The following is a 24,746-nucleotide window of genomic DNA, read 5'->3' on the forward strand; positions in this document are numbered from 1 at the left end:
TGGCCGGGGCGATCACGCCAGGCCCCGGCGCCACCGCTCCAAGAGCGGGTGTCGCAGGCTCGAATCCAGCCGGGGGCACCAGCGCAATGGCCCCGGACCGATCACGGTCCGGGGCCTATGGCATCCATTTCAGGCAAGCCCCCACGCCGCCCGGCACGCGCCCCCCACCCAGGCGTCAGCCTCGCGCAGGGAAACGCCCCGCCAGGAACTGCTCGAACGTGACCTTGCCCACGGCCCGCTCCGGCGTCAGATGCCCGCCCGCCCGGAACCCGCGGTAGGCCTTGCCTGCCAGACGCACGTTCAGCCTGGGACGGCGTCGTCCGCTCGCGCGCAGATAGGCCCGCGCCAGCTCCGGAAACGTCAGGACCTCGGGGCCGCCCATGTCCGGCACCCGCCCCGCGGGCGCCCCGGTCGCGAGCTCGGCCAGCCGGGCAGCGACCTCCGCCACGTCGATCGGCTGGTCAGCGACCCCCGCCGGGAGCAGCATGACCGGCAGCTTCGCCGAGCCTTGCAGGAGTTGCAGCACCAGGTCGTGGAACTGTGTCGCGCGCAGCAGGGTCCAGTCGAGCCCCGACTCCTCGATCAGCCTCTCGACAGTGAGCTTGGTCCGGTAGTAGCCGAGCGGCACCTGGTCGACGCCGACGATCGAGACGTACGCCAGATGCCGCACCCCGGCCCGGCGGGCCGCTTCGATCAGGTGGCGGGCCGCCTGCTCGTCACCGCCGCGTGGGCTGGTCGCGCAGTGCACGACGGTGTCCACGCCCGCGAGGGCCGCGGCCAGTCCCGTGCCCTCGCGCAGGTCCACTGCGTACGGCCGCGAGTGTCGGCTCAGCACGCGCACCTCGTGGTCGTCCGTGCGCAGCCGCTCGGTGACGAGCCGGCCAAGCGTTCCGGTGCCGCCGGTCACCAGGATCGTGGTCATCGCAGTTCTCATCCCTTCGGTGGGCGTGTGCTCCCCGTGGAGCGCACGTCATCGCTCAGAACCGACGAGCACCCAAAGATGTGACAGCCTCCCCGTGACCGCACTCACCCAGGGGTCACGCCCCCGGAGGCCATTGCGGCGAACTGTCCGCCCGCGAACGCGAGTTTGTCCGGGTTCACGACGACCTGCGCCTGGGCGATGACGCCGTCGCGCAGTTCGAAGGAGGCAACGGCGATGAGCTGCTCCGCCGTGTGCGTCACCACCGCCGGCGCCCCGTTGACCTCGGCAACCGTGATGTCCCACCTGCCGGCGAACCGCTGCGCACTGCCCACGAGGAAGCGCACAACCGTCTCCCGGCCGACGATGGGCCGTCGGGCTGCGGTGACCTTGCCGCCGCCGTCGCTCCACCAGGTGACATCCTTGGCGAGCAACTTCTCCAGTCCTGCCAGATCGCCCTCGCGTGCTGCCATGACGAAGGACTCGACGAGTTCGTGCTGCCGCTCGGCTGCCGGTGTGAAGCGGGCCTCGGGCGTCGCCACCCGCTGGACCGCCCTGCGGTACAGCTGGCGGCAGTTGGCCTCGCTCAGGTCAAGCACCCCGGCGATGTCCAGATGGCGATAGCCGAACGCCACGCGCAGAACGTAGACCGCCCGCTCCTTCGGCGTGAGCCGCTCCAGCAGTACCAGCAGCGCCGTCGACACGGCGTCGCGCTGCTCGGCGGACTCCATGGGGCCGAGCGCACCGTCCTGCGTGAACACCGGTTCCGGCAGCCACGGCCCCACGTAGCGATCGCGCTGCACACGAGCCGAGGTGAGCCGGTTGAGACAGAGGTTGGTGACCACTTTGGCGAGCCAAGCCCATGGGTGCTCGATCGCCGCACGGTCGGCGCTGCTCCAGCGCAGATACGCGTCCTGCACCGCGTCCTCCGCCTCCTCCGCGGAGCCGAGCAGCCTGTAGGCCAGACCGAACATCCTGGGGCGGTGGGCTGTGAACTCCTCGGCGTTCCCTGACATCATGCGCCCAGCCTGCCAGAGGCGCGGAGGCCTCCAGCGGCAGGCAGTTGCCCCGGGTGGGAACATCGACCGCCGCCGAGCGGCGCTGCCGCCCGCTGTCCTTCGAGCCTGGGGCAGGCCGCAGATGGCCTCCCGCTTTAACTCGGTCCTGGACCTTGGCGGCCGAGCTGTAGGGTCAGATTTTGCCGGCTTTGATTGGGCACTTATGTGGTGATCACTCGTTGGTGCGGCCCGAGGGCTGGGGGGCGAGGGGGAGGGTGAAGGAGAAGCGGGCCCCGCCGCCGGGGTTGTCGGTGGCGGCGATGATGCCGCCGTGGCGTTCGATGATGTGGCGGCAAATCGACAGGCCCAGTCCCGGGCCCGCGTATCCGTCGCCGGTGTGCGCGCGGTGAAAACTGGTGAAGATCTCCTCGCGTTGTCCGGCCGGGATGCCGATGCCCTGGTCTGCGATCTCGATTCTGGCCTGGCCGGAGTCGACGGTCTCGCCGCTGATGTCGATGCGAGCCGCTACGCCGGGGTGGGTGTATTTCACGGCGTTGCCGATCAAGTTGTCGACGAGCTGGTGGACCAGGGCCGGGTCGGCGTGCACGGCAGGCAGCGTGTCCACCGTGATGCAGGGCGTCGGCCCGTCGGTGCTGGCGCGGTGCTGTTCGGTCCGGGCCGTCGCCGTGGCCTTCACAAGGGCGGTCAGGTCAAGATCTGTGAAGTGCAGGGGGCGGCTCTGGGCGGTGGCGTCGTTGAGGAGATCATGGATGAGCTGCCGCATCCGAACGCTGGTGGTACTCAGGTGGTCCAGGACCCACTGTGCGTTGCTGCCCTCTTGGGTGTTCAGGCGGTTGGTCAGTTCGTCCTGGAGGACTTCGGCGTAGCCGATGATGGCGGTCAGGGGGGATTTGAGATCGTGGGCGACCACCCCGGCAAACGCTTTGAGTTCTGCCTCGCGCGCTCGCTGTGCGGTGATGTCGCGGAACACGGCAACGGCCCCGGGGCGGTCGGCGCTGTTCGCCAGCGGCCGTGTGGAGACGGCGATGTGGACCCCGTCGGGCCGGCCCGGGTTGCGGATCACCATCTGCACCTCGTCGGTGGACTCACCGGCCAGGGCACGCACCAGCGGCAGCCGTTCGGTGGGAAACGGGGTGCTGCCGTCGGGAAGGAAGACACCGTAGTGGCCCTGCCAGCTGTCCGGTCCGCCATGAGCCTCCCCGATGCCAAGGATCCGCTTGGCGCTGGGATTGTGCACCAGGAACTCGCCGTTCTCATCGGCGACCGTCACCCCGTCGCAGATGCTGTCCATGACCGCGTCCAGCAGCTCAGCGTGCCGACGGGAGGCGGCCTCGGCGGCGCGCAGCTCCGCTGTGGCCCGCTCGACCTGACGACGCGCCCGAGCCCGAGTGGTGGCCAGCACATACACCAACACCATCAGCAGTCCGGCCACCAGCACTCCGGCACCAAACAGCACAGCGGGTTCAGCGGCCGCGTTCCCATTCAGCACCCGGCGCACCTCTTCACCAGCGAACATTCGCCCATCGTCCGGTCACCAGGAACCATTCCTGCTCACCGACACGTTCGCCTGCCGACCTGTCATCCGTAGGGCCTCTGCCGCGACCCGCCCGGGCCACCGCAGCACTGGACCCGAGCCACATCTGCTCAAGCGGGGGCTGTGTACGCCGCGCTCTGCAGCGAGCATCAGGTTTCTGACGGCGGATGTGGCTCGCTTCTGCGTGAATTCGGGCGAGTTGGCGCCCGCCAGTGGCTCGGGCTGATCGCCACGAACACCCGCAATCCTCCTCACGTTCCGAGGGCGCCCGCACCGGGCCGTCGCACCATATAGACGTCGACCGGGTCCTGAGCCTCCACGGTGAACCCGTGGCGCTCGTACAGCCGCCGGGCGGCGCTGCCCTGCAGAACATTCAGGCGGACGAGCACGCCGTCGGCATCGATCCGCTCCAGCAGTGTTCGCAGGACAGCCGATCCGAGCCCCCGGCCCTGCATGCCCGGAGCGAGATAGAAATGCTCCAGCCACCGCCCGTCCTCGGCCGGGCGCACAGTGACGCAGCCCGCGAAGGCGCCATCGGCCACGATGATCGACGTGTGCTGCGAGGAGAAGGATTCCCGCACCCGCTGCCGGACCCGATGCTCGTCGAACCGTCCCAACCGCTCCAGGTCCGGGCGCATCACCGTCGCCCGCAGCTCCGCGATCGCCTCGACGTCCGCCGGCTCTGCGGCACGCAGTGACCATTCCATGGGCCGGCCCGCCCCGACCCCCGGCGCCGCCCGGCCCGGCCGTATCCCGTCCGCCCTCGCGCGCGTATCCATGGCCGGAAGTATCTCAAGGGCCCCGGAGTACCACACATGCAGCAAGATCGTTTACGGGCCGGGCGCGCAACAGCCCTATCGCGCACTACGTCGTAAGCACTTGTGGCCCCGTGGTAGGCGTTCTAGGCGACAACAGCGGTGTGCAGCCGTCACGGGCGTCACGTGGCCCGCCAGGCGGACGCGGGCTGACCGGACGCCCGCCTTCCTCTCCGCCCTGCGGAGCGGGTCAGGTCCGCCTGGCGGTGCCCGTCGTCGACGGGGTCGCGTACAGCGCCCGCGCGGGCACGCCGTGCCCGCCGCGGGGGCGAAGTCAGGGCGCGGGGAAGCAGAGGCGCAGGCTGTGTCGTTGCTCGGCGCGGCGGAGCGAGGGGATGAGGGTCTTTCGCAGTTCATGGGCCTGGTCGGCGTGGGCGGCGAGGAAGCGTGTGCGCAGTCGCAGGCGCGCTGGTTCACGGACGGCCTCGACCGGGCGCATGCAGGCGGCGTAGGCGTGGCCGAGCTCGCGGTCCACGTACGGGAAGTCGGCGGGAGCGGCGGTGAGCAGGCGGGAGTCGACAAGTCCGAAGAAGCCGTCCTCGTCACGGACGTTGAAGCCGTGCCCGGCGAGGCAGTCGGGCAGGGTGCGAGAGGCCCGGACCGTGGCCGGATCGCGGCGCAGAGAGGCGAGTTCGCGGAACCATCGGTTCTGGAGCGGGGCGTAGGCGTCGCGCACCGTGCGGGCGGCCGCCGCTCCTTGGGCGCGGCAGGGGCGTGTCGCGGTGGGACTGCCGGAACGGGGCGGGGCGGGGCTCGCCGCGGGCGAGGGAACTTCGGCGCTTTGGCCGAAACCGTGCTGGGCGAGGAAGTCCAGGTCGGGAATCTCGGAGAAGGGGATGAAGGCGAGTGGGGTCTGCTCGGGCAGACCGATCCCACCGTTGCGCGCACAGGCGGCCTCGACGGTGCGCGCCACCTGCTGCCCGAAGACGCTCAGCCCCTGGGTCCAGCGGGTTTCGGCGCCGGTCGCGGGGAAGAGCATGCGGACCGGGTCGTCCGGCAGGGCGTAGGTGAGGCGGGCGGGGGGCACGGGCGGGGACGACGTGCCGCTCGAAGGGTTGCTCGACGGGCCCAGGTCGGTCGAGCAGGCGACGGCGAGCAGGGCGGCAGCCGCCGCGGTTGCGGTACGCGTCACGAGCTTGCGCCAGATTGCCGGGCGGATCATCCGGATCACTCCTCTCCTCCGATGGCCGGGGGTGCCGCCGGTGCACGGCGGCACCCCCGACGAGACGCAGGGCCGGGTCAGTGGGTGACCTGGACGTTGTCGCTGCCGTCGAGGTAGCTGGCCACCGTGAAGGGGGTGTTGTCGTTGACGTCGGTGCACAGCGTGTAGGCGGCGTCGTTGACGCTGTGGTATCCGTCGTAGGCGAGAACGTATCCCTTCGAGCACGTGAACCAGGTGCCGTTGGAGCGCCGGAGGCGGCCCGCGTAGTAGTCGTAATTGCGGGAGTTCGTGTTGTAGGTGTAGGTGAGGTTGAGGTCATTGCAGGTACTGGTGGGCGACTTGTAGCGAATGGGGTCGCCAACGCCCTCGTAGCCGCCGGTGGTCAGCCCCTGCGTCACACAGGCCTGCGGGGCGGCGGACGCCGTAGGAGCGAGCGCCACGCAGGTCGCGACGGAGACCAGCGCGAGCGTGCCGGCGACGATGCTTCTCTTCATGGATCCCCCTTCAGTTCGGGCTGAGGGCGGGCGCTGTCGGCCGTGCCCGTAGCCGCTTCATCTGCTTCGCCGCAGACCCTCGCAGACCGGACCACGCCCGTACTACGACCTTCGAACAGGATCTAAAGTCCAGGGTCAGGAGGCGAACGGCGGTGTTCCAGCGGTATTCGCAATGCTCGTGGGACTGTTGGGAGGAACCACCTATCGCCGCGATCGGCGCGGGACTGTGGTGGGTGACGAGAAACTCGCCGTGTTCTACCGCTTCGGAGACGTGCCCGGTGGCGTACGGCCAGGTCTATCCGCTGGCCGAGCCACCGCGGCCCGGCCCCCGTGAGGATGAACAGGACGCGGGGCAAGGCGGGATAGATGAGCCGCCACGGTGGAAGTACTCCTGTGCCACCAGGCATGTGGCGCCGACTGGGCAGCGTGGCCGGGCTGGCGTGAAAGCGCGCATAGGTGATCAGTCTCGAGGCCCGACTCCTTCAACAGGCCGCTCGACAAACTCTGGTGTGGCCATGTTGCCGGGACTGGGTGACCGCCTGCCCCCACCTCCAGGCGGCGCAGCCGCTCCGGACCTGAGCAGCTGCCCAGGGCCCGCAGGGTGGCCTGGCGCCAGCGGAGTCCGGCCCAGTCGGCTCGGTACCGGGTCGAGCTCGCCGGTCAGGAGTTCACTCAGGGTGCGTTCCCCGGCGGCCAGCTGCGTGAGGGTGGCAATCGGGGTGTCCAGCGCGGGCAGCCGCAGCACCAATTGCAGCCGTTTCAGCGCCTCTGGCGCATAGCGGCGGTGGCCGCCGGCGCTGCGCTGGGCCGCGGGCAGCAGCCCGATGTCGGCGTAGTACCGGATCGTCTTCACCGGCAGTCCGGTGTGGGCCGCCAGATCCCCAATGGTCCACGTGATCCGACTCACAACCGCTGGAACCTCCAGTGCGCGGGAGCTCTTAGCGTCCGAATCACCGGCTGAACAGGCGAGGGGACAACCGGATACCTCGCCCCGGCAGCTCACAGCGGTACTGGTCTGTCCAGCCGCGTAGTCCCTCAGCCAGTACCTCGGCCACCGTTGCTCGGGCACCCGCCAGCCGCACGAGCGTGCTTTCTGCCGCATCCGTGGTTCATCGCGCCACGATGCGCCGTACGTTCTCGATGTTGCCGCAGTCGGCCGCGATCTGGTCGGCTCGTGCCCGCTCGAAGGCGCTGCCGAGCTCGGCACGGCGCTCCTCCGCCACGTTCCGGCGCGCTTCGTTGAGGAGAGTGCGTTCTTCCTCTTCGAGATGGTGAGTGACCGCCTCGACGAGCTGCTCCAGCCTCTCGTCCCACTTCTCGTCGCCGATCTCGTCCACCTCCAGCAGTCTGAGCAACGCCCTGTTGCCCTCGGCGTGCTCCTCCGCACCGTGCCACCTCGTCGCTATCGATCTTCTGGTAACGCTTCAAGGCCGGATAGACCTCGGTCTCTTCGGCTTCGCCGTGAGCGATGAGCAGCCGGGCCAATTCCTTCACGGCCGTAGCACGATCCGCGTCCACGCTGCGCATGCGACGGAACAGCTCCTCCATTGTCCGGTGATCCTTGAGAATCAGCTCGACCACGTCCTTGGGCGCCATTGGAGTCACTCCCTTTCGCACAGGTGACGACAGCCGAAATTCTGGACCATCGGGAAAGTGTGATCCCGCAAACACGAGGTTTACGTCCGAGTCGAAAGCCGGCGGAAGCTGCCCCCGCACACCCCGTGACGCGACGAGTGAGCTGCTTCGCTGCGGGTACTCGCAGTCCATACAAGACGTCAGGTGAGGAAATCGCGGCCACCACGAGGACGTGACCCGACAGCCTGACGGCGCAAGTGCCTGAGGAGATGTCAGCCGTGAATACGCTGACCGACGACGAACCGTCCAGCCAAGAGATACCCATCGAGCAGGGCATCCGTACCTGCCGCGCCGCGGTGGAGGGCGGAAGGAGCACAGAGGATATGGGTCCGGGAAGGAGCGACCCGGACTGGAACATCGTTCGGGGCGAGGACTGAAGCGTTGCTACGGCCACCTCATGGCCTGGGGCGAGAAGCTCCGATTGCGGTGATGCCAGTCGGACCGCAGGGTTGAGCGGCATGTATCGGAACCAGGGGGACAAGACAAATCAGGGAGTCGCTATGCCTCGCGGTTCGCGTCCGAAGCGGGAACGTCAGTACGAGCACATCAAGGAGAGCGCCGAGCGGCGCGGGGAGAGCGGTAAGCGGGCGAAGGAGATCGCTGCCCGCACCGTCAACAAGGAGCGCGCCCGTTCCGGTGAGTCGCGGACCGCGAGCAAGTCCTCGACGCAGGACAAGTCGTCGTCGAAGCGGGGCGGTCAGCGTTCGCACACCGGATCGGAGGGGCCTACGTACGATCAGCTGTATGCGGAGGCGCAGCGCCGCAACATTCACGGCCGTTCCTCCATGAACAAGACCGAACTCAAGAAGTCGCTCGGCCGTTGATCAAGCCCGCCTGAGGGAAGCGGTCCAGCCGCGACGGGTCCGGGCGGTCCGCGGGGGTGGCCGACGAGTCAGCGCCAGAATGATCGGCGGGTGCGGTATTGCTGGCCTGGGCAAGAACCAGGGGATGGATCTCTGCCCTGGTGCAGAAACCGAGCTGAGCGCCCTGCTCAGGGCTGCAGGACGCGCACGCTGCGTTCCCTTCACGGCATGGCCGACGCGCCGCCACTATTGGACCAACCGCGCGGGCGAGCAGTACCCATAGCGGGGAAGCTGAGTGGGAGCGTCGCACCACGACGGAGACGTCCTCCTGTGGACCCATGGGAAGCGAGAACGCCTCTGACGTGCATGGCGACGTTCACTTCATCGCGATCGGCCACTATTGGTTCACTGTCCCCAGCTCCACGGCCTTGCAGGGCGCAATAGCCTTCCGAACACCTGATACGCCGGACGGAAGCTATGTACGCGCGAACACTCCATAGGGCCCTGCCGCTGCTGGTCGTGCTGATCACGGTGAGCGGGTGCGGTGGCGCGGGGACTCGCGCGGCGGACGCCTCCGCGCGTGCCGAGGAATTCGAACGCACCGTCCACGGCGGGAGCCTTATTGCTGCGTGCGCTCTCCTCGCGCCGCAGACACGCAGCGAACTCGAGGACTCCGGGCATATGAAGTGCGCCGCGGCGCTCGAAGAGGAGCAGCTTCCTGTTGGAGGTGCGGTCCGGGACACGGCGGTCTATGGGCAACAGGCGATGGTCAAGCTGCATGGCGACACGCTGTTCCTGTCACTCTTTCCGGGTGGCTGGCGGGTTGTCGCCGCCGGCTGTGTGCCCGAGGCAGGCAAGCCGTATCAATGCCAGATCAAGGGAGGATGAGCCGCGGTGCGGGTCATGTTCACGCTCTGCCTGGTCACGGTGCTCGGTGGCCTGGCCTACTTCATCACGCTGGGACTTCTGCACCGATGAGCGCGGGGAGGGCGGCACGACATGCGCAGGTTCGTACGTGACAATTCGCTGACCCTGGTATTCGGCATCGCCTTCCTGCTGGTGCTGTTCGGTCAGGCTCTCGCAGGCCACTCCGAATTCAACCAGCAGCTGGCCGTCGAGGGGCTCGCCCCGATCGGATTCGGCGACTACCTCATGTCGTCGGACTTCGCCGTGGACGTCACGGAGAACTGGCAGTCGGAGTACCTCCAGTTCTTCCTGTACATCTTCGGCACCGTCTACCTGCTGCAACGCGGCTCGCCCGAGTCGAAGGAAATGCACAAGGCAGGCGTGGAGTCAGAGAAGGACCAGCGTATGGGCGACCACGCCGGCCCCGACTCACCGCGCTGGGCACGCACCCAGGACTGGCGCCAGACGGTGTTCTCGCGCTCGCTCGGCCTGGTCATGGCGACCCTGTTCTTCCTGTCCTGGCTGGCGCAGTCGATCGCCGGGGTCGCTGCCTACGACGAGCAGCGCCTCCGGCAGCTCCAGGCGCCGATCGGCTGGGGCGAGTATTGGATCTCGGCCGATTTCTGGAGCCGGTCCCTCCAGAACTGGCAGTCGGAACTCCTCGCCGTTGCGTCCATGGCGATTTTGTCCGTCTATCTCCGCCAGCGTGGCTCACCCGAATCCAAACCGGTCGGCGCCGCTCACAGCTCCACCGGCATCGAAGGCTGAGGCGGGATGCTGCGCAAGCTCGTTCTGTTGCCGGAGCCCCCGTGTTCACTGTCCAAGTCGGCTGATGGGTCCGGGGTCAGCCGGGCCAGGTTCCGGTCGGGCGATGCACGGTGGCGGCGCCGCGGTCGACGGCCGGCATGGCGGAGGACAGGACGCCCGGCCGCCGCGGTCAGTGCAGGGATTTCCAGAAGTCGAATCGGTGGTCCTTGGCGAAGCCCACCGGGTGGATGCCGCCCGGCCCGGAGGCGAGGGACTGCGCGTTCGGTGCCGCCAGTGGTGGGCTTCCAGTCCGCCTTGCGCGTGCGGGCGAAGTCCGTCCAGATGCGGATCATCTCTTTGGAGAGGCCCTGCTGCCCCGGGGTGAGCGATTCGTAGGCGTTGAGCTCGAATAGGTATGGGAGTTCAAAGGTGTGCGCGTCTCCGACCTTGAACTCGGGCTTCGTTGGACTTGGGCCCGACCGGCGGGATGAGGCCGGTCTGGGGGCAGGCGGCGCCCGGCTCGGTGTCACCGACGCCACCGGCATCCCGCTCGCCGCCACTCTGACCGGCGGCAACCGCAACGACGTCACCTAGCTGATCCCATTGCTCCAAGCCGTGCGGGGCAAGCGCGGCCGCCCCCGGCGCCGCCCGGACATGGTGTTGGGCGACCACGGCTACAACCAACGAAAGTACCGGCGCCTCGTCTGGGGCCTCGGTGCGAAGCCGCTGATCGCTCGCCGGGGCACCGAGCGCGGCTCCGGGCGCGGCGCCCAACGCTGGTTTGTGGAGCGCACGTTCGCCCACTTGCATTGGTTCCGTCGACTGCGGATCCGCTGGGAGATCCGCGACGACAGCCACGAAGCCTTCCTTGCCCTCGGATGCGCGGCCATCTGCTGGCGACGCTTGCCTCCCTACGCTGACAGTATCGGAACCCAGTGATTCATCACCTGGTGCAGGCGCTGTCGGTGGTCAGCGATCCAGTCGTCTGGCAAGGCGATCGGCACGCGCACGGTGACCATTGATCCCGACTCGTCCTCTACGACCACCTCCGGGCAGTCGCGCTCACCGACGAGCTGGATAAAAATGGACGCACCCCTGCTCATCTCCATCCAGGCGACATCCTCGCCGGCGTCGAGCCTGTTCAGCGCGTCGGACCAGCTCTCCAACTTCGCAATGTACAGCGCCAGGTAACAGCTGCCGGATACGAAGGGCGTCCTGACGACGATCTCGGCATCGAGGCCGGCGGCCCACCCGGAGCTCCGTCCCAGAACGTTGACCGTAACGCTGTTTCCCTCGTCATCGGCAAGGGAGATGAGCTCCCTCGGAACGATGTCTCCCATAGCGATCCCTTCATCGGCGAGTACCGCGAGATCCTCGCCCGGCAGGGGTGCCTCCGCCATCCATTTTTGTTAGCGGTTCTTAGTCGAGCAGGGGGCGACCACGCCGCCCTGATGGCATCCGGTGGGGAGTACACCCGGCTGTTCACACTGCAGGCCTCCGGCTACCAGGCCGAGTCGGAGGCCGAACGAGCCTTCACTGGAGGAGCCCGATGACCACCGCGCCCGCGCGCCCGCCCGCGTCGGGTTCCTGGAGCCACCAGGGTCGCGCTGCTCTGCGGAGCACCGGCAGTGTTCTGGCATGGGCGGCATCGTCCTCTCGGCACTGCTGGCGCGCAAGCCGGTCGCGGTGCTCGTGCGCGGGGCGGGCATGGAACCGGCATACGCGATGGTGACCGCCTCCTCGCCCGCCGTGACCTGGGCCCCGCGCCGGTCCAGGTGGTCGTGATGGAAACCCTCCGGTACCGGGCCGGTTCCCGGCTCCGGCCGGCACGCCCGTGCCGCCCGCCGCCCGGACGCGCGCCATCGCCGGGCAGCAGTGGCTGATCAAGCGTGGCAGCCGTACCGAGGCGGAGTGAGGTGGGACGCCGGCGGCGCTGGGCAACTCCGGGGCGACGTGGCACGATCGCGTAGGTGACCAGCAGACCCGCCGCAGCGCAGCACCTGAGCGACCTCGTGCGGCTGCGCCGCGTCCGCGACCGGATCGACCGGGAGTACGCGCAGCCGCTGGACGTCGAGGCGCTCGCCCGCGGCGTGAACATGTCGGCCGGGCACCTCAGCCGCCAGTTCCGGCTCGCGTACGGCGAGTCGCCGTACGCCTATCTGATGACGCGGCGCATCGAGCGCGCGATGGCGCTGCTGCTTCGTGGCGACCTCAGCGTCACCGAGGTCTGTTTCGCGGTCGGCTGCTCGTCGCTGGGTACCTTCAGCACTCGCTTCACCGAACTGGTCGGTGTGCCGCCCAGCGTCTATCGGCGCCACGCGGAGCGCGCGACGGCGGGGATGCCGTCGTGCGTGGCGAAACAGGTGACCCGACCGATCAGGAATCGAGAAGCGCCGGCCTCGAGCCGCAGCTAGCGTGATGGCCATGGACATCACCATTCACGCGAGCTTCCTCCCGCACGACGACCCGGATGCCTCCCTGGCCTTCTATCGCGACACCCTCGGCTTCGAGGTCCGCAACGACGTCGGAAACGGAAAGATGCGCTGGATCACGGTCGGCCCCGCCGACCAGCCCGGCACGTCCATCCTCCTGGCGCCGCCGGCCGCCGATCCCGGCATCACCGACGACGAGCGCCGCACCATCGCCGAGATGATGGCCAAGGGCACCTACGGCTGGATCCTGCTGGCCACCAAGGATCTCAACGGCACCTTCGAGCGGCTGCAGGCCAGCGACGCCGACGTCGTCCAGGAGCCGACCGAGCAGCCGTACGGCGTTCGCGACTGCGCCTTCCGCGATCCCGCGGGCAACCTGATCCGCATCCAGGAGGTGCGCTGAGCCGTCCGGCAACCGGGGGCCGACTGACAGCTGAGACGAGATCGATCTCAGGTGCATCTTCTCGAGGGGCCCTTGGTTCCCGGCGCCTCGTCCGCTCCGCCTACCGGCCGCTGCTCGTGGCGCTCGGCGCGTGCGTCCTGCTGCTGGCCCGGCGCAGGAACTAGTGAGCTCGTGAGCCTGGCGCCCCACCCGCAGGTGCACGTCATGGCTTACAGCGGTGCCGAGCACCACGAGCAGCAGGGCGACCTCGTCCGCAGCACTCTCCGCCTCGCCGGATGGGCCAACACCGGCAGCGGACGACGCACACCCACACCTGCGCCGGGACAGCTCTCACCCTCCACAGCATTCCGTAACCGAAACGGGCGATCGAGGTCCGGGCCTGACCGGCACTCCGTCAGGTATTCCGGGGCGCCGGTCAGGCGCCGCTTGGCGATATTTTCCGCTTCGCCCGCTGCTTCAACTCCCGCAGTTCTGCGACCGCAGCGGCCCAGCGCGGCGTGAGAATCTGACGTTCGGCGACGCGCTGGGCGCGGTTCACCGCTTCGTGCATCATGCTCTCCCGCTCACATTGGTAGTCGTGCCGGGCAAGGCTGATGTCCTCGCGGCCGAGAGATTTCCATCTGGTCTTGTCGTCGCCCGCCGCTTTGAGGCCCTCGTCGATCCGACGGCGCGGGTCCTGGAGCGAGGAAAGCCCCGCGTAACCGTGCGCGCCCATGCACTGCGACCATTTCCGCACGGCGGCCCGGACGGTCCCGCTCGCCTCCGTCTTCGTCAGGACCTGATTCGCCAGATCTTGGGCCAGGAAGAACAGCGCGTCCCACTTCTCGCCGTAGAATTCCGCGTGAGCGTGGCGCACGCATCCACTCTTCGGCACCCGCAGACTTGCCCCACTTGGCGCGGTCAGTTTCGTGTAATGGTCTTCAGATCCGGCGAGATCCTCTTCCCATGCTTTGCGCTCATCCTTCGTGAGCTTTTCCAGGGCAGCACGGTTGGAATCCGACGGAGCACCGTGTCTGTTTCCGCTGGTCTCGAAGGCTTGACCCACCGTTCCGTAGCCGTCTGTCCGAGCCTGTTCTTCGGTCAACAGGCCGTACGGGTTTGCCGCCGCGAGCCGTTTGTTCGCGACGGCCGGAGCCGGCCGGTACGTATGCTGCCGTTCGCGCATGCAGGCGACGATCAACTGCTCCGTGGCTTCATGGAACGCCACCGCTTCATCGGCGGTGAATTGTGTGACACCGTTGATCGGTCTGGGCAGCGGTGGTGCCTGCGACAGTCTGGCGGTGGAGCCGCCGCCCCAGGCGCACCCGGCGCTCAGTAGGGCGGTGGCCATGATGGTGCACAGCCACCGCCCTTCGGGGCCGATCCGGGTCACACGCACCAGTCGTTGGAGTAGACGTGGTGGTACCACACATATCCTGTGAGGTCCGCGTTGGCAGTCCCTCGGTTCAGCACATAGCTGCTGCCCGTGTAGTTCAGCCCGTAGTAAATACGGACGTTGCAGTTGTTGCCATGATTGTAGAGCGACACCACATTCGCGAACTTGTTGTACTGCGCGAGATTGGTGTTGTCGTAGTACACCGTCCCCGGATCCCCGGAGCCATTGGCGCCCAGGTAAGCGCACAATGCCCCTGCCGGGCAGTCGGACCATGCGGCGTTCGCCTGTCCTCCGGAAGCCATGAGCGTCGTAGCGGCGAGTGCCACGGCCCCTGTTAATGAGGCAAGCCTGAGGCGTAACTTCATTTGTCCCCCAGTGGTCGGACGGAGAAGATCTGCCTGTCCTGATCAAGCGGGGCAGTGCAATTAACTCCGTCGTGAATGCAACTCACTGAGTGTATCGCTGACCTTCATGGGCACGTCAATGAACCTGTGCGAGGTTGGCGCTTCCTAGCTGGGTCACCGCTTTTCCGTAATACGGTGCTCTGATTGGTACGGCTGGCCACCTGCGCTTATGGAGAATCCGCACTTCACGGGCCACAGGCGTAACATTCTTCCTCTTGTGTTTCGGCCACCTCTGGAGATCAAGCGGTTAGGGTCCCGGGGTCTCGATCGCCCGTTTTGGGCGCGGGATGCTGTGGAAAATGAGATGCGCAGTTCGCCGGCCATGTGATGGCGGGTGGTCAGCGTTTGATGCGTCCGCGTACGGCGAGGGCAGCCAGGGCGAGGAGGGTGGGTTCCAGGAGGCGGGAGGCCATCTCGATGTAGGTGCCGGCAGCAGTGAGGTTCTGGCGGAGGAGCGGAAGACCGCGGAGTTCACGGCGATGCGGGTGGCTTTCTCGGCGCGTGTCCAGGTCATGCGTTGGGTCCAGCCGCCGTGGAGAGTGGGATTGGGGGTGTTGGTGGCGAGGGTGATCTCACCATGGGTGAGGGTGCCGCGGGTGGCGGGATCGGGGTCGCGGGTGGGCACGCCGAAGATCATGAGGAGGAGGACAGTCAGGGTTACGGCGGTAAGCAGCCACGCCATGGCGCGGGAGGAGCGAAGACCGTAGCCGGAAATGAGCCAGTAGCCGTGCAGCAGGCCGCGTTCAGCACGTGGGGGTCTGGTGCAGGTTTGGGTGACAGGTGCGATCACGCGACCTGGAGGGCCGGTGTGGTCATGACGGTTTCGAATTCGACGGGGGTCAGCCGGCCGAGCGAGGCTTGTCTGCGGCGCCGGTGGTAGGTCCTCTCGATCCAGGTCACGATCGCGATCCGCAGTTCCTCGCGGGTGGCCCACGCCCGACGGTCGAGGACATTCTTCTGCAGCAGGCTGAAGAAGGACTCCATGGCCGCGTTGTCGCCTGCCGCCCCGACTCTCCCTATCGAGCCGACGATCCGGTGCCGGTCGAGCGCCCGGACGAACTTCCGCGACCGGAACTGACCGGGCTCAACCAGTCGTAGCAACACTCCTGATCAGAGGGGTGTGTTGTGGGACGGCCAGCGGGTTGGATGATGCAGTTGACGGGCCGATCGCCGATGAAGTCGCCGGGGCGGCCCTCGACTCGGCGCGAGGTCGAGCGGCTGTTCTGGGGCGAGATCGCCAAGGGCCTGACCAGTGAGGATGCGGCGGTTGCCGTCGGAGCTGCGCCGGCAGTAGGAACGCGGTGGTTCCGGCATGCTGGCGGGATGCCGCAGATCGATCTTGTTGTCTCGGGCCGCTACCTCTCGTTCGCTGAGCGGGAGGAGATCGCTCTGCTGCGCGCGCAGGGCGCCGGGGTACGGGAGATCGCCAAAGAGCTGGGTCGGGCACCCTCGACGATTTCCCGGGAACTCCGGCGCAACGCGGCCACACGTGGGGGTCGTCTGGAGTACCGGGCCTCGGTCGCGCAGTGGAAGGCCGACCTGGTGGCCCAGCGGCCGAAGGAGACGAAGCTGGCCGGGAACGAGCGGCTGCGGGAGTACGTCCAGGACCGCTTGTTGGGCGTGATACGAGCCCCGGACGGCACGGTGTTTCCCGGGCCACAGGTTCCTGAGTGGAAGGGGCGCAACAAGCCACATCGCAACGATCGTCGGTGGGCGAACGCCTGGAGCCCGGAGCAGATTTCAGCCCGACTGAAGATCGACTTTCCTGAGGACGAGTCCATTCGCATCAGCCACGAGGCGATCTGAGTGCACGCGATGATTGCAAGGAATGCACGCACGATTCAGGGGTGTGCCCCGCCGCAGGCGCGGTGGGGCACGGACCGGGGATTTTCGCAGGCCTTGTTAGGCGGTCTGCCTCGGGTGTTTTCCCGGGGGCGTTCACTTGACGATGACGTCCTCCGCGGGTTTGGGCGGGGCGGGTGCGTCGGGTGCGGGGGAGTTGTTGGTGTCGTCCTCCGCGGGTTTGGGCGGGGCGGGTGCGTCGGGTGCGGGGGAGTTGTTGGTGTCGTCCTCCGCGGGTTTGGGCGGGGCGGGTGCGTCGGGTGCGGGGGAGTTGTTGGTGTCGTCCTCCGCGGGTTTGGGCGGGGCGGGTGCGTCGGGTGCGGGGGAGTTGTTGGTGTCGTCCTCCGCGGGTTTGGGCGGGGCGGGTGCGTCGGGTGCGGGGGAGTTGTTGGTGTCGTCCTTGTGGGGTTTGGGTGGGGTGGGGGTGGGGGTGTCGGGGCACGGGGGGCCGTTCTTGCCGCCGCTGCCGGTGCCGCCGCGGCCGTTCTTGCCGTTGTTGCCGCCGCAGCGCCCGTTCCCGCCGCGGCCGCCGGCGCCGCCGGTGCCGGCACCGCCCGGCGCGGTGCAGACGGTGCCGTCGGTACCGGTGCCGTTGCCTCCGTTGCCTCCGTTGCCGCCGTCACCAGGACGGCAGAGATCGTCGTGACGGCCATGCCTCTTGGGGTGTTTGTGGTTCTTGTCGCTGTCGTGCCCCTTGGGGTGCTTGTGGCTCTTGCTGCCGTGGCTCTTGGAGTCCTTGGACTGCTTGGGGTTCTTGGAGCTCTTGGAGTTCTTGTGGGTCTTGGTGTCCTTGTGGTCTGTGGTTACTGCCGTTTCCGTTGTGTTCCGTGCTGTCGGTGCCGCGAGCGCTGCGGAAGCCGGTATCAGGACACCGCCGACGCCCAGGAGGGCGGAGGTGGCGGCAACGGCCAGACGACGCGTCCAGATGGTGTCATTCATTGAAATCGGTGTCCTTACTTTCGCACGTTCCCACGGGGTGGGGATGAGCAAAAATTCGGTGTCTGTGGGCGGATTGATGACGTGGCCCCGGATTCCGGTATGTGGCGTGGATGTGCTGCTCGTTGTTCTTTCCGGTGGGCTCGCGTTTCCAGTAGGCCCGGGCGGCGTGGCCTGGTCACGTTCCGACATGTCGTGGCTTGACGCAGCCGAAGACATCGGGTAATCGCCGTAAAGGGGGCTGGTGTGTGGGAGACCGACGCCCCCGCAGCCTGGTAAGCCGTCCCCGGGCCGGCACAAGCGGTGTCCCCTACCCGCCTTGCTCTTGGGGGCTGCGGGGGATATGCGTAAAGCCGGTTCGTTGACTCGTTGAGGCCGGCATGGCTGTGGTGTGCCGGATCGGCACCACCGCGTCGCGGGGCGGTCGTGGGTGCCGCTGACGAGTTTTGACGTGTCTCATCCGGGCTGACGACATGGCTTCACCAACCAGTCGCCCCTGCGACGGCGTCCCCGTGTGCCGGTCGGGTCCCGTCAAGCGACCACCTTCCCAACCCCGGCCTGAACCGTCCTCAGGAGACGGCTGCGGATCAGTGTTCGCAGCGGTGTGTGGTGGCTTGGTGCGGCATGGCAGGACCGGGGCTGTGGCTGCGGCGTTTGGAGGCCGGGCTGGGGTGGGCGCGGGTGTGCCGTCATAGGGGCGGTTCCTGGCGGACCTGCTGCGGTGGGGTGGGCTGTGGTGGCGTGGTCCGCGGGGGTCCGGGCGGCTGGGGTTGGGGCTGCTGTGTGGTCGGGAGTGTGGCTGTGCTGCTGTCAGTTGGTGTGTTTTTCGCGTGCTTTTACGCGACGTTTATGGGTGTGTCAAGCCACGACTTGTCGGAACGTGACCGGGTGGCGTGGTTCGGGCCTACTGGAAGTGCGGCCTCACCGGAAGAAAAAGTGAGGCGGCACGGTGAAAGGGAATTCCTTTCCGAGGGTTTTCCTCCTTTTACACGTCATCCCGGTTTCCCGGGAAATTCAATGAATCCATCTATTTCAGTAGGAGTAAGTCATGTCTCGTACCGTTAACACCCACAGTGATGCCCGTTCCAAGCGTCGGGGTCTGCGTCTGGCGACGTTTTTCGCCTCGGGCACTTTCGTGGCGGGGGCCGCCATCATTCCGGCTTCCTCCGCGATGGCGGCCCCGATGCCGGCCTCGCCGGCGGTGAGCCTGGCCACCCATGTGGACAAGCACGACACCAAGCACGACAAGAAGCACGACAAGAAGAAGGTGGTCATCAAGGTCGTGATCAAGAAGGACAAGCACGGCAAGAAGAAGGTTGTCATCGTCGTCGTCAAGCACGACAACAAGAAGGACGACAAGCACGACAAGCACGACAAGAAGCACGACAAGAAGGACGAGAACAAGAAGGGCGACCCGAAGAAGAAGGACGACCCGAAGAAGGACCCGAAGGACAACAAGAAGGACGACCCGAAGGTCGACCCGAAGGACAACAACAAGAAGGACCCGAAGGACGACAAGAAGGTCGACCCGAAGGACAACAAGAAGGAGGAGCCGAAGAAGACGGGTGGTGCTGGTGGTACCGGTGGCGCTGGTGGTGTCGCGGGCGGTACTGGTGGCGCGGGCGGCAAGGGTGCTGACACGGGTGGTGCTGGTGGTACTGGCGGCGCGGGTGGTGTCGTGGGCGGTAACGGCGGCACGGGTGGTGCTGGTGGGACCACTGGCGGTGCCGGTGGCACGGGCGGCACCGGTGGTGTCGTGGGCGGCACCGGCGGTGCGGGCGGCGACGCCGTCTGAGGCGGCTGTTTCACCCTGTGGTCACATCGGCGGCCCGGACGGCTCATGCCGTCCGGGCCGTACCGGCCCACCCCTACCGGCCGTCTGGCCGGGCTGCGGCTGCTGAAGTCCGGCGGCCGGACGTACAGCGTCTGCGGGGGTCACGCTCTTTGTGAGGAATACGGAGAATCTCATGTCTGGAAGTTTCTGGCAGCGTCGTTTTGTCCTGGCGCCGGTCTCGCTGGTTTTCGCGGCTGGTGTCGCCTGTGCCGCGCAGGCGCCGCACACCGCTGCGGCAGGCCCCGCACAGCGGGCCGAGGCTGCTGGGCTCGCCGGTAGCGCCGGTAGCGCCGGTAGCGCCGGTAGCGCCGGCACGGGCGGTAGGGGTGGTGTCGGTGGCACGGGCGGTGAGTGCGGCACGGGTGGTGAGGGCGGTAAGGGCGGTGACAGTGGCAGGGGTGGCGGCCCGGGTCGGTGGGGGGAGCCGGGCGAGCCCGGCACGCAGGGCTGTACCCGGTTCGAGGACCTGCCGGACAAGCCGAAGGACAAGCTGACGCTGGCGGACCGGGTCAGGATCGTGATGGTCGTCCTGCACGGACCCACGACAAGCGCCGAGGCCGCCAGGAAATACAAGATGCCGGCGCACGAGATCGACACCTGGAAACGGCAGTACCTCGCCGGCGACTGGGCCGCGCTGATGGGATAACGGCTTTCCCTTCTGATGCGCCGCCGCTGGGGGGCAGAGCGTAAAGCGGGCTACCAGGCGGTGTCCTGCCCGATCGCGCGGAGGACATCGGCAAGCCAGACCAGGTGGTGGCCCACGGCCCGGTCCGGGTCGGCGAGGAGGTCATCAAGGTGCTGCCACGACTCGGAGAGCTGCCCGATTGTGATCGTCCTCGGTTCGTTGGGGACGTCGTAGAGTTCGTCGCCCGGAACAGACCAGAAGTAGGCGTGTTCGAGCGTCACTGTGCTGCCGGCTGACACTTCGATGTGTTGCAGTGCCAGCTCGAAGGCGTGCCGGAGCTGATCAAGCGGGATCTGCAGAGGTTCGCTGTCCATGTGCTCATCTTGTCGATCAGGGTCGTCGGGCCGAAGTGAGGCGTTCGGCACTGCCCGGGATCCTGCCTGGAGCGGCAGCGGCCACCTCACGATCATCGGGTGTGGACTTCTGAAGATCGTGCGGTGGTCGTGGGCCATAGCGGACCCTGCCCGCTGGCGGGCGATGTTCGACCAGGTCATAGCCCGGATCGCGGGACCGTTCGGGCGAGTGGAACCCCGAACGACTGCGCGTGCGTACCTACTCGGGCTGCTCACCGGCGTCGAGCGTAAGAACATGTCGGCGGCTGGCCGAACAAGCCGGTCACGCACGTCGTGGGCCAATACAGCGTCTGCTGCGAAGCGCCCGCTGGGACGCCGACACGGTCCGCGACGACATCCGCCTGCGCCGTCGAACACCTCGGCACCGAGCCAGCCCATGGAGCACGAAGTCAGAGTGTCGCCGCACAAACACAACCAACCTGCCTGAGCAGTACAAACGAGTCCAGTAGTGCTGCGCAGACTGCAGGTCCGGGGCGCGAGGTTCCGGGGTGCGGAAGGCTTCGGGCTGAGGTGACGGTCGGTGTGTTGGGGAGGCCCGTGCACGGCGGGGCCTGGGGTGCGGGTCGGCGAGGGGCTCTGCATGCGGGGGAGGTGCGGGTGGTTGTCAGTCTCCGGAATGTCCGGTGAGGGTTTGTTCGGTCCAGACGGTTTTGCCGATGGGGGCGTGGCGGGTGCCCCAGCGGTGGGCGAGTTGGGCGACGAGGAGGAGGCCTCGTCCTCCTTCGTCGAAGGTGCGGGCGCGTCGCATGTGGGGGGCGGTGTTGCTGGAGTCGAAGACTTCGCAGATGAGGGTGGTGTTGGTGTGGATGAGGCGGAGTTGGATGGGTGGGTGGCCGTAGCGGATGGCGTTGGTGACGAGTTCGCTGACGGTGAGTTCGGTGGTGAAGGCGGCGTGGTCGAGGTTCCAGGTGGTGAGTTGGTCGGTGGCGTTTTTGCGGGCCTGGGCGACGATGGCGGGGTTGCTGTCGAGGTTCCAGGTGGCGACTTTGTCGGTGTGCAGGGCGCGGGTGCGGGCGATGAGGAGGGCGATGTCGTCGTCGGGGTGGTGGGTGAGCATGGTGGCGAGGATGGTGTCGCAGAGGGTGTCCAGGGTGGGGGCGGGGCGGGCGAGGGTGGCGAACATGGTGTCCAGGGCGTCGTCGATGTCGTGGTCGCGGGCTTGGAGGAGTCCGTCGGTGTAGAGGGCGAGGAGGCTGCCTTCGGGGAGTTCGGTTTCGTAGGTTTCGAAGGGCAGGCCGCCCAGGCCCAGTGGGGGGCCGGCGGGGACGTCGAGGAAGTGGACGGTGCCGTCGGGGGTGACCACGGCGGGTGGGGGGTGGCCGGCGCGGGCGAGGGTGCAGTGGCGGGAGACGGGGTCGTAGACGGCGTACAGGCAGGTGGTGCCGATGCCTCCGGCGGTTTCGGCGGCGCCTTCGGTGCCGGCTTCGTCGGCGGAGAGGTGGATGACGAGGTCGTCGAGGTGGGTGAGCAGTTCGTCGGGTGGCAGGTCGACGTCGGCGAGGGTGCGTACCGCGGTGCGTAGCCGGCCCATGGTGGCGGAGGCACGGATGCCGTGTCCGACGACGTCGCCGACGACCAGGGCGACTCGGGCGCCGGACAGGGGGATGACGTCGAACCAGTCGCCGCCCACGCCGGCCTGGGTGCCGGCGGGCAGGTAGCGGGAGGCGATCTCCAGGGCCGCCTGATCGGGCAGCGTGTGGGGGAGCAGGCTGCGCTGCAGGGTCATGGTGGTGGTGTGCTCCCGGGGGTACCGGCCGGGAGCGGGAGGGAGATCCTCCCCGGACCCCGAGTGCGCCGCCAGGTACTCCCCGGACCCGGGGTTCGCCGTCAGGCACACGGCCCGCACCCGCCCGTCGCGGTCTTTCAGCGGAACGAGGGAGGCGGGTCGGTCGCGCTCCGCGCCGGCACCGGTGGGGTGGAGGCGGGCCTCCGTGTGCTGCACCTTTCCGCTCTCCAGTGCCCGGCGCATCGTCGTCTCCGCCTCCTCGCTGACGGGATGCGGCACGATTTCCGGCAGCCGCAGCCCGCGCATCTGCTCCTGCGTGAGCAACAGCGCACGCTCCATGCCGGCACTGGCCCCCACCAGCCGCAGGTCCGCATCGAAGAGGGCCAGGAGGTCGGGGGACTGGCGAAACGCCCACTCCTGCAGCGCCTCACCCTCCGGCGGGCGGGCCTGGCCGGCCACGGCCGAGACCACGAGCCACCCGCCGCCCGGGGTGCGGCGGTGCGCGAGCAGGTGCTGCTCGAGCCGGCGGCCGTCCCGGTGCCGCAACGCCACGGTGCCGCTGAACCGCTCCCGCCCGCCCGCATCCCGCCACGCCCCCTCCCCGGCGTCATCGGCGTCATCGGCGAGCAGCCGGGCAGCGGCCCGCCCCACCACCTCCGAAGGCAGATAGCCCAGCAGCCGCCGGGCACCCTCGCTCCACCCCGTCACCGTGCCCTGCTCATCGACGGTGGCCGTCGCGGTGCAGGCCGGCCCCGGGGTGGCGTCCGACGCGTCCGGCCGCTCACCGGGAGGGGTGGGAAGTCGCTCCATCGCCGCTCATCTCGCCGTTCGGGAACCTGCACGCCCCGGGCCCCCCTGACCAGCATGATCCTCACAGGCACCGAGCACCAACCCAGCGCCGGCACGAAGGGCCTCCCTCAGTGGCAGGTCATCTCCGTAGCCATGCGGCTCTTGCTGTGATCGCGCTGTGGCGTGCCTGCGGACCCCTGTGACAGGCCTGTGACAGTCGGCGGACACGGTCATGAAGTAGCCCCGCCAAGCTCTTCAAAAGGGACAAAACGCAGCATTCCAGCGTATGTCCCCTGCTTCCGAGGGTGTGAGCAGTGATGACCGAGCCGATCCGTCGGAGGAAATCCCATGAGTCTCACCCTCACCACGCCGTACGCCGAAGCCCCCGCGCCTGCGCTGGCCCCGCGTGAGCAGGAGACACTGCGGCATATCGCCGCAGGGCGCACCTACCTGCAAACAGCCCGCCACATGGGACTCTCCCGGCACACGGTCGACGCCTACCTCCGCCGAATCCGGACCAAGCTCAACATCACCACCACCGCCGAACTCACCCGACTCGCCATCTCCCTGGGACTGTGACGCCATGACACCCGCCCGCACCAGGCAGGAAACCCCAGGAAGGCGATCCAGCGCCCCTGCCCGTCCCCGGGAACGCCGCGGCCGCACTCGCGGCTGCTCACCGGCCCAGGCCGAGTTCCTCACCCCATCCCTGTGCCGGCCGTCGTGCGTGGGGTCGCTGAGTGTGCGGGCGATCAGGGCTAGGAAGTCGTGGTCGAAGTCGGCCGACTGCGGGGTCCGGCGGTGATCGCCGTGCTGCGCGCGGTCTGATCTCGGGAGGGCGCTGCGGCGATCATGGGTCGGCTGGGCCAGGCCGGGCCGCGATTCGGGCGGTTGGGCGCAATGCCGTTGCGTGAGATCCGGACCTACGGGCGTACAGCAGCCGGACATGGATCGGCTCGGAGCCGTACCTGCGCCGCGCGCCCACCACGGATGAGGGTGGCCGGGGCCTGTTCCTTGTCTCCCAGCTCGCCGGCCGGTGGGGACGCGGTACACACCGAACGGGAAGGTGATGTGGGCGCAACAGGCCACGCACGGCGTGCAGTCGCAGAGTCCGGGGCTGATGCTGGACGATCCGGACTGGTGAATCTGGTGCCGACCGCTGCCCGCGCGGGTCGCGCGGGTCACCGGGGCGGGAGGCGGCTTCAGGTGCCGGACCGGAAGCGGATGCCGGTGTAGGGGCGTACGTCGATGACAGTCATGCCCGCCGCGTGGGCCGCCTCGACGCCCTCGTCACTGTCCTCGTAGACGGTGCAGCGCGAGGGGTGGGCCCCGAGCAGCTCGGCCGCGCGCAGGAAGATGTCGGGTGCGGGCTTTCCGCGGTCGACGTCGTCACGGGTCACGAGGGTGTCGAAGTGGTCGCGGAACGGCTGGTGGCGCAGGGTCTCCTCGATCACGTGGCGCGCTCCGCCGGACGCCACCGCCATGGGGACCCGGCCGTGCATGGCCTCGACGACCAGGAGCACCTCCGGGTGCGGTCGTACGGTGTGGGCCTCTTCGAGGAACATCCGGTCGCGGTCGGCGACGAGGTCCTCCACGGGGCGGGAGAGCCGCAGGGAGCGCTCGCCGACCAGGGTGCGGATCATCTCCGCCGACGAGAGTCCCGTGCGCGCGTCGAACCACTCCTGTTCGAGGTCCACACCCTCGGGGGAAAGGACGGCCGCCATGGCCCGGTAGTTGACGTACTGGCTGTCGACCAGGGTGCCGTCCCAGTCGAAGAGCAGACAACTGGCGTGGCGGGGGGCGAGATCGGGGTGCATGCGTGCCTTTTGGGTCTTGGGGAGGGTGTATTCGGTCAGGGCCCGTGCCGGTATCCGCGGCGGACGGACCTGGACGCGCGGGCCGGAGGTCCGCGATCGGTCCGCGGTCACCGCGC

The 24,746-nt window shown here is 68.2% G+C and carries 24 protein-coding genes and 6 pseudogenes; 14 read left to right on the top strand and 16 right to left on the bottom strand.

The features are described 5' to 3' along the window. Positions 1–175 precede the first annotated feature (175 nt). The 8 genes and pseudogenes from ACQEVG_RS17595 to ACQEVG_RS17630 form a co-directional block, all read right to left on the bottom strand. Positions 176–922 (bottom strand): SDR family oxidoreductase, encoded by a 747-nt coding sequence (locus ACQEVG_RS17595; protein WP_432984206.1) that lies wholly within the window; start codon positions 920–922, stop codon positions 176–178. 104 nt (positions 923–1,026) lie between these two features. Next, positions 1,027–1,938, bottom strand: coding sequence for an RNA polymerase sigma-70 factor (locus tag ACQEVG_RS17600; protein WP_432984209.1), 912 nt, complete (start codon positions 1,936–1,938; stop codon positions 1,027–1,029). A gap of 211 nt (positions 1,939–2,149) precedes the next feature. Next, positions 2,150–3,454, bottom strand: coding sequence for a sensor histidine kinase (locus tag ACQEVG_RS17605; RefSeq protein WP_432984212.1), 1,305 nt, complete (start codon positions 3,452–3,454; stop codon positions 2,150–2,152). 269 nt (positions 3,455–3,723) lie between these two features. Beyond that, positions 3,724–4,179, bottom strand: coding sequence for an N-acetyltransferase family protein (locus ACQEVG_RS17610; RefSeq protein WP_432985450.1), 456 nt, complete (start codon positions 4,177–4,179; stop codon positions 3,724–3,726). Positions 4,180–4,561: 382 nt separating this feature from the next. After that, positions 4,562–5,449, bottom strand: coding sequence for a hypothetical protein (locus ACQEVG_RS17615; protein WP_432984215.1), 888 nt, complete (start codon positions 5,447–5,449; stop codon positions 4,562–4,564). Positions 5,450–5,526: 77 nt separating this feature from the next. Beyond that, positions 5,527–5,943, bottom strand: a complete 417-nt coding sequence (locus ACQEVG_RS17620; protein ID WP_432984218.1) for a hypothetical protein — start codon at positions 5,941–5,943, stop codon at positions 5,527–5,529. Between the two features lie 460 nt (positions 5,944–6,403). Next, a complete protein-coding gene (locus ACQEVG_RS17625; RefSeq protein ID WP_432984221.1) occupies positions 6,404–6,850 on the bottom strand; it encodes a MerR family DNA-binding transcriptional regulator in 447 nt (148 codons plus the stop codon). Between the two features lie 202 nt (positions 6,851–7,052). After that, positions 7,053–7,539 (bottom strand): annotated as a pseudogene (locus ACQEVG_RS17630) (hemerythrin domain-containing protein). 257 nt (positions 7,540–7,796) lie between these two features. Between ACQEVG_RS17630 and ACQEVG_RS17635 the strand changes: the two are divergent. The 5 genes and pseudogenes from ACQEVG_RS17635 to ACQEVG_RS17655 form a co-directional block, all read left to right on the top strand. Next, on the top strand, positions 7,797–7,955 hold the full coding sequence (locus tag ACQEVG_RS17635; RefSeq protein WP_432984224.1) for a hypothetical protein: 159 nt from the start codon (positions 7,797–7,799) through the stop codon (positions 7,953–7,955). A gap of 123 nt (positions 7,956–8,078) precedes the next feature. After that, a complete protein-coding gene (locus tag ACQEVG_RS17640) occupies positions 8,079–8,402 on the top strand; it encodes a plasmid stabilization protein (RefSeq protein ID WP_432984227.1) in 324 nt (107 codons plus the stop codon). A gap of 498 nt (positions 8,403–8,900) precedes the next feature. Next, positions 8,901–9,269, top strand: coding sequence for a hypothetical protein (locus ACQEVG_RS17645; RefSeq protein WP_432984230.1), 369 nt, complete (start codon positions 8,901–8,903; stop codon positions 9,267–9,269). Positions 9,270–9,380: 111 nt separating this feature from the next. Then, the gene (locus tag ACQEVG_RS17650; protein ID WP_432984233.1) at positions 9,381–10,055 is read left to right on the top strand and encodes a DUF6766 family protein; all 675 of its coding nucleotides are present in this window, start codon (positions 9,381–9,383) and stop codon (positions 10,053–10,055) included. Positions 10,056–10,559: 504 nt separating this feature from the next. After that, positions 10,560–10,973: pseudogene (locus tag ACQEVG_RS17655) on the top strand (transposase); the annotation flags it as partial. On the opposite strand, the gene ACQEVG_RS17660 reads toward ACQEVG_RS17655, so the two are convergent. Continuing rightward, entirely contained in the window at positions 10,946–11,434 is a 489-nt protein-coding gene (locus ACQEVG_RS17660; RefSeq protein ID WP_432984236.1) for a DUF5959 family protein, read from the bottom strand. The pseudogene ACQEVG_RS17655 and the gene ACQEVG_RS17660 overlap by 28 nt on opposite strands. A 238-nt stretch (positions 11,435–11,672) precedes the next feature. Here ACQEVG_RS17660 and ACQEVG_RS17665 point away from each other — a divergent pair, with 238 nt between their 5' ends. From ACQEVG_RS17665 to ACQEVG_RS17675, 3 genes are all read left to right on the top strand, one after another. Then, positions 11,673–11,819: a hypothetical protein gene (locus tag ACQEVG_RS17665; RefSeq protein ID WP_432984239.1), complete on the top strand. Its 147-nt coding sequence runs from the start codon at positions 11,673–11,675 to the stop codon at positions 11,817–11,819. A gap of 185 nt (positions 11,820–12,004) precedes the next feature. Then, on the top strand, positions 12,005–12,448 hold the full coding sequence (locus ACQEVG_RS17670; RefSeq protein ID WP_432984242.1) for a helix-turn-helix transcriptional regulator: 444 nt from the start codon (positions 12,005–12,007) through the stop codon (positions 12,446–12,448). A 10-nt stretch (positions 12,449–12,458) separates the two neighbouring features. After that, positions 12,459–12,869 carry a VOC family protein gene (locus ACQEVG_RS17675; RefSeq protein ID WP_432984245.1) on the top strand — a complete coding sequence of 137 codons (411 nt, stop codon included), beginning with the start codon at positions 12,459–12,461 and terminating at the stop codon, positions 12,867–12,869. A 415-nt stretch (positions 12,870–13,284) separates the two neighbouring features. Here ACQEVG_RS17675 and ACQEVG_RS17680 read toward each other — a convergent pair whose 3' ends face one another. From ACQEVG_RS17680 to ACQEVG_RS17690, 3 genes and pseudogenes are all read right to left on the bottom strand, one after another. Then, positions 13,285–14,241 carry a hypothetical protein gene (locus ACQEVG_RS17680; protein ID WP_432984248.1) on the bottom strand — a complete coding sequence of 319 codons (957 nt, stop codon included), beginning with the start codon at positions 14,239–14,241 and terminating at the stop codon, positions 13,285–13,287. Then, complete coding sequence (locus ACQEVG_RS17685) at positions 14,238–14,609, bottom strand: peptidase inhibitor family I36 protein (protein WP_432984251.1); 372 nt, start codon at positions 14,607–14,609, stop codon at positions 14,238–14,240. Before ACQEVG_RS17685 ends, ACQEVG_RS17680 begins: the two co-directional genes overlap by 4 nt. 825 nt (positions 14,610–15,434) lie before the next feature. Then, positions 15,435–15,725 (bottom strand): annotated as a pseudogene (locus ACQEVG_RS17690) (integrase core domain-containing protein); the annotation flags it as partial. 69 nt (positions 15,726–15,794) lie between these two features. On the opposite strand from ACQEVG_RS17690, the pseudogene ACQEVG_RS17695 reads away from it, so the two are divergent. After that, a pseudogene (locus ACQEVG_RS17695) lies at positions 15,795–16,451 on the top strand (transposase); the annotation flags it as partial. 135 nt (positions 16,452–16,586) lie between these two features. On the opposite strand, the gene ACQEVG_RS17700 reads toward ACQEVG_RS17695, so the two are convergent. Then, a complete protein-coding gene (locus tag ACQEVG_RS17700) occupies positions 16,587–17,429 on the bottom strand; it encodes a hypothetical protein (RefSeq protein ID WP_432984254.1) in 843 nt (280 codons plus the stop codon). A gap of 1,045 nt (positions 17,430–18,474) precedes the next feature. Here ACQEVG_RS17700 and ACQEVG_RS17705 point away from each other — a divergent pair. Both ACQEVG_RS17705 and ACQEVG_RS17710 read left to right on the top strand, forming a co-directional pair. Further along, the gene (locus ACQEVG_RS17705) at positions 18,475–19,221 is read left to right on the top strand and encodes a hypothetical protein (protein WP_432984257.1); all 747 of its coding nucleotides are present in this window, start codon (positions 18,475–18,477) and stop codon (positions 19,219–19,221) included. Between the two features lie 172 nt (positions 19,222–19,393). Next, positions 19,394–19,906 carry a hypothetical protein gene (locus tag ACQEVG_RS17710; RefSeq protein ID WP_432984260.1) on the top strand — a complete coding sequence of 171 codons (513 nt, stop codon included), beginning with the start codon at positions 19,394–19,396 and terminating at the stop codon, positions 19,904–19,906. A 50-nt stretch (positions 19,907–19,956) separates the two neighbouring features. Here the strand turns inward: ACQEVG_RS17710 and ACQEVG_RS17715 are convergent, their stop codons facing one another. After that, complete coding sequence (locus ACQEVG_RS17715) at positions 19,957–20,259, bottom strand: hypothetical protein (RefSeq protein WP_432984263.1); 303 nt, start codon at positions 20,257–20,259, stop codon at positions 19,957–19,959. Positions 20,260–20,437: 178 nt separating this feature from the next. On the opposite strand from ACQEVG_RS17715, the pseudogene ACQEVG_RS17720 reads away from it, so the two are divergent. Continuing rightward, positions 20,438–20,639, top strand: a pseudogene (locus tag ACQEVG_RS17720) (transposase); the annotation flags it as partial. A 263-nt stretch (positions 20,640–20,902) separates the two neighbouring features. On the opposite strand, the gene ACQEVG_RS17725 reads toward ACQEVG_RS17720, so the two are convergent. Then, positions 20,903–22,834, bottom strand: coding sequence for a SpoIIE family protein phosphatase (locus ACQEVG_RS17725; RefSeq protein WP_432984266.1), 1,932 nt, complete (start codon positions 22,832–22,834; stop codon positions 20,903–20,905). A 327-nt stretch (positions 22,835–23,161) separates the two neighbouring features. On the opposite strand from ACQEVG_RS17725, the gene ACQEVG_RS17730 reads away from it, so the two are divergent. Further along, a complete protein-coding gene (locus ACQEVG_RS17730) occupies positions 23,162–23,392 on the top strand; it encodes a response regulator transcription factor (protein WP_432984269.1) in 231 nt (76 codons plus the stop codon). Positions 23,393–23,769: 377 nt separating this feature from the next. Next, a pseudogene (locus ACQEVG_RS17735) lies at positions 23,770–23,957 on the top strand (ATP-binding protein); the annotation flags it as partial. A gap of 58 nt (positions 23,958–24,015) precedes the next feature. On the opposite strand, the gene ACQEVG_RS17740 reads toward ACQEVG_RS17735, so the two are convergent. After that, the gene (locus ACQEVG_RS17740; RefSeq protein WP_432984273.1) at positions 24,016–24,741 is read right to left on the bottom strand and encodes an HAD family hydrolase; all 726 of its coding nucleotides are present in this window, start codon (positions 24,739–24,741) and stop codon (positions 24,016–24,018) included. Positions 24,742–24,746 lie beyond the last annotated feature (5 nt).

The organism is Streptomyces sp. CA-135486, assembly GCF_050936555.1.
Classification (GTDB): domain Bacteria; phylum Actinomycetota; class Actinomycetes; order Streptomycetales; family Streptomycetaceae; genus Streptomyces.

Excerpts from the sequence above, each read along its gene's own strand:
- ACQEVG_RS17595 (WP_432984206.1), bottom strand. The coding sequence starts at position 922 with ATGACCACGATCCTGGTGACCGGCGGCACCGGAACGCTTGGCCGGCTC.
- ACQEVG_RS17600 (WP_432984209.1), bottom strand. The coding sequence starts at position 1,938 with ATGATGTCAGGGAACGCCGAGGAGTTCACAGCCCACCGCCCCAGGATG.
- ACQEVG_RS17605 (WP_432984212.1), bottom strand. The coding sequence starts at position 3,454 with ATGTTCGCTGGTGAAGAGGTGCGCCGGGTGCTGAATGGGAACGCGGCC.
- ACQEVG_RS17610 (WP_432985450.1), bottom strand. The coding sequence starts at position 4,179 with ATGGAATGGTCACTGCGTGCCGCAGAGCCGGCGGACGTCGAGGCGATC.
- ACQEVG_RS17615 (WP_432984215.1), bottom strand. The coding sequence starts at position 5,449 with ATGATCCGCCCGGCAATCTGGCGCAAGCTCGTGACGCGTACCGCAACC.
- ACQEVG_RS17620 (WP_432984218.1), bottom strand. The coding sequence starts at position 5,943 with ATGAAGAGAAGCATCGTCGCCGGCACGCTCGCGCTGGTCTCCGTCGCG.
- ACQEVG_RS17640 (WP_432984227.1), top strand. The coding sequence starts at position 8,079 with ATGCCTCGCGGTTCGCGTCCGAAGCGGGAACGTCAGTACGAGCACATC.
- ACQEVG_RS17650 (WP_432984233.1), top strand. The coding sequence starts at position 9,381 with ATGCGCAGGTTCGTACGTGACAATTCGCTGACCCTGGTATTCGGCATC.
- ACQEVG_RS17660 (WP_432984236.1), bottom strand. The coding sequence starts at position 11,434 with ATGGCGGAGGCACCCCTGCCGGGCGAGGATCTCGCGGTACTCGCCGAT.
- ACQEVG_RS17665 (WP_432984239.1), top strand. The coding sequence starts at position 11,673 with ATGGGCGGCATCGTCCTCTCGGCACTGCTGGCGCGCAAGCCGGTCGCG.
- ACQEVG_RS17675 (WP_432984245.1), top strand. The coding sequence starts at position 12,459 with ATGGACATCACCATTCACGCGAGCTTCCTCCCGCACGACGACCCGGAT.
- ACQEVG_RS17685 (WP_432984251.1), bottom strand. The coding sequence starts at position 14,609 with ATGAAGTTACGCCTCAGGCTTGCCTCATTAACAGGGGCCGTGGCACTC.
- ACQEVG_RS17700 (WP_432984254.1), bottom strand. The coding sequence starts at position 17,429 with ATGAATGACACCATCTGGACGCGTCGTCTGGCCGTTGCCGCCACCTCC.
- ACQEVG_RS17705 (WP_432984257.1), top strand. The coding sequence starts at position 18,475 with ATGTCTCGTACCGTTAACACCCACAGTGATGCCCGTTCCAAGCGTCGG.
- ACQEVG_RS17710 (WP_432984260.1), top strand. The coding sequence starts at position 19,394 with ATGTCTGGAAGTTTCTGGCAGCGTCGTTTTGTCCTGGCGCCGGTCTCG.
- ACQEVG_RS17715 (WP_432984263.1), bottom strand. The coding sequence starts at position 20,259 with ATGGACAGCGAACCTCTGCAGATCCCGCTTGATCAGCTCCGGCACGCC.
- ACQEVG_RS17725 (WP_432984266.1), bottom strand. The coding sequence starts at position 22,834 with ATGGAGCGACTTCCCACCCCTCCCGGTGAGCGGCCGGACGCGTCGGAC.
- ACQEVG_RS17730 (WP_432984269.1), top strand. The coding sequence starts at position 23,162 with ATGAGTCTCACCCTCACCACGCCGTACGCCGAAGCCCCCGCGCCTGCG.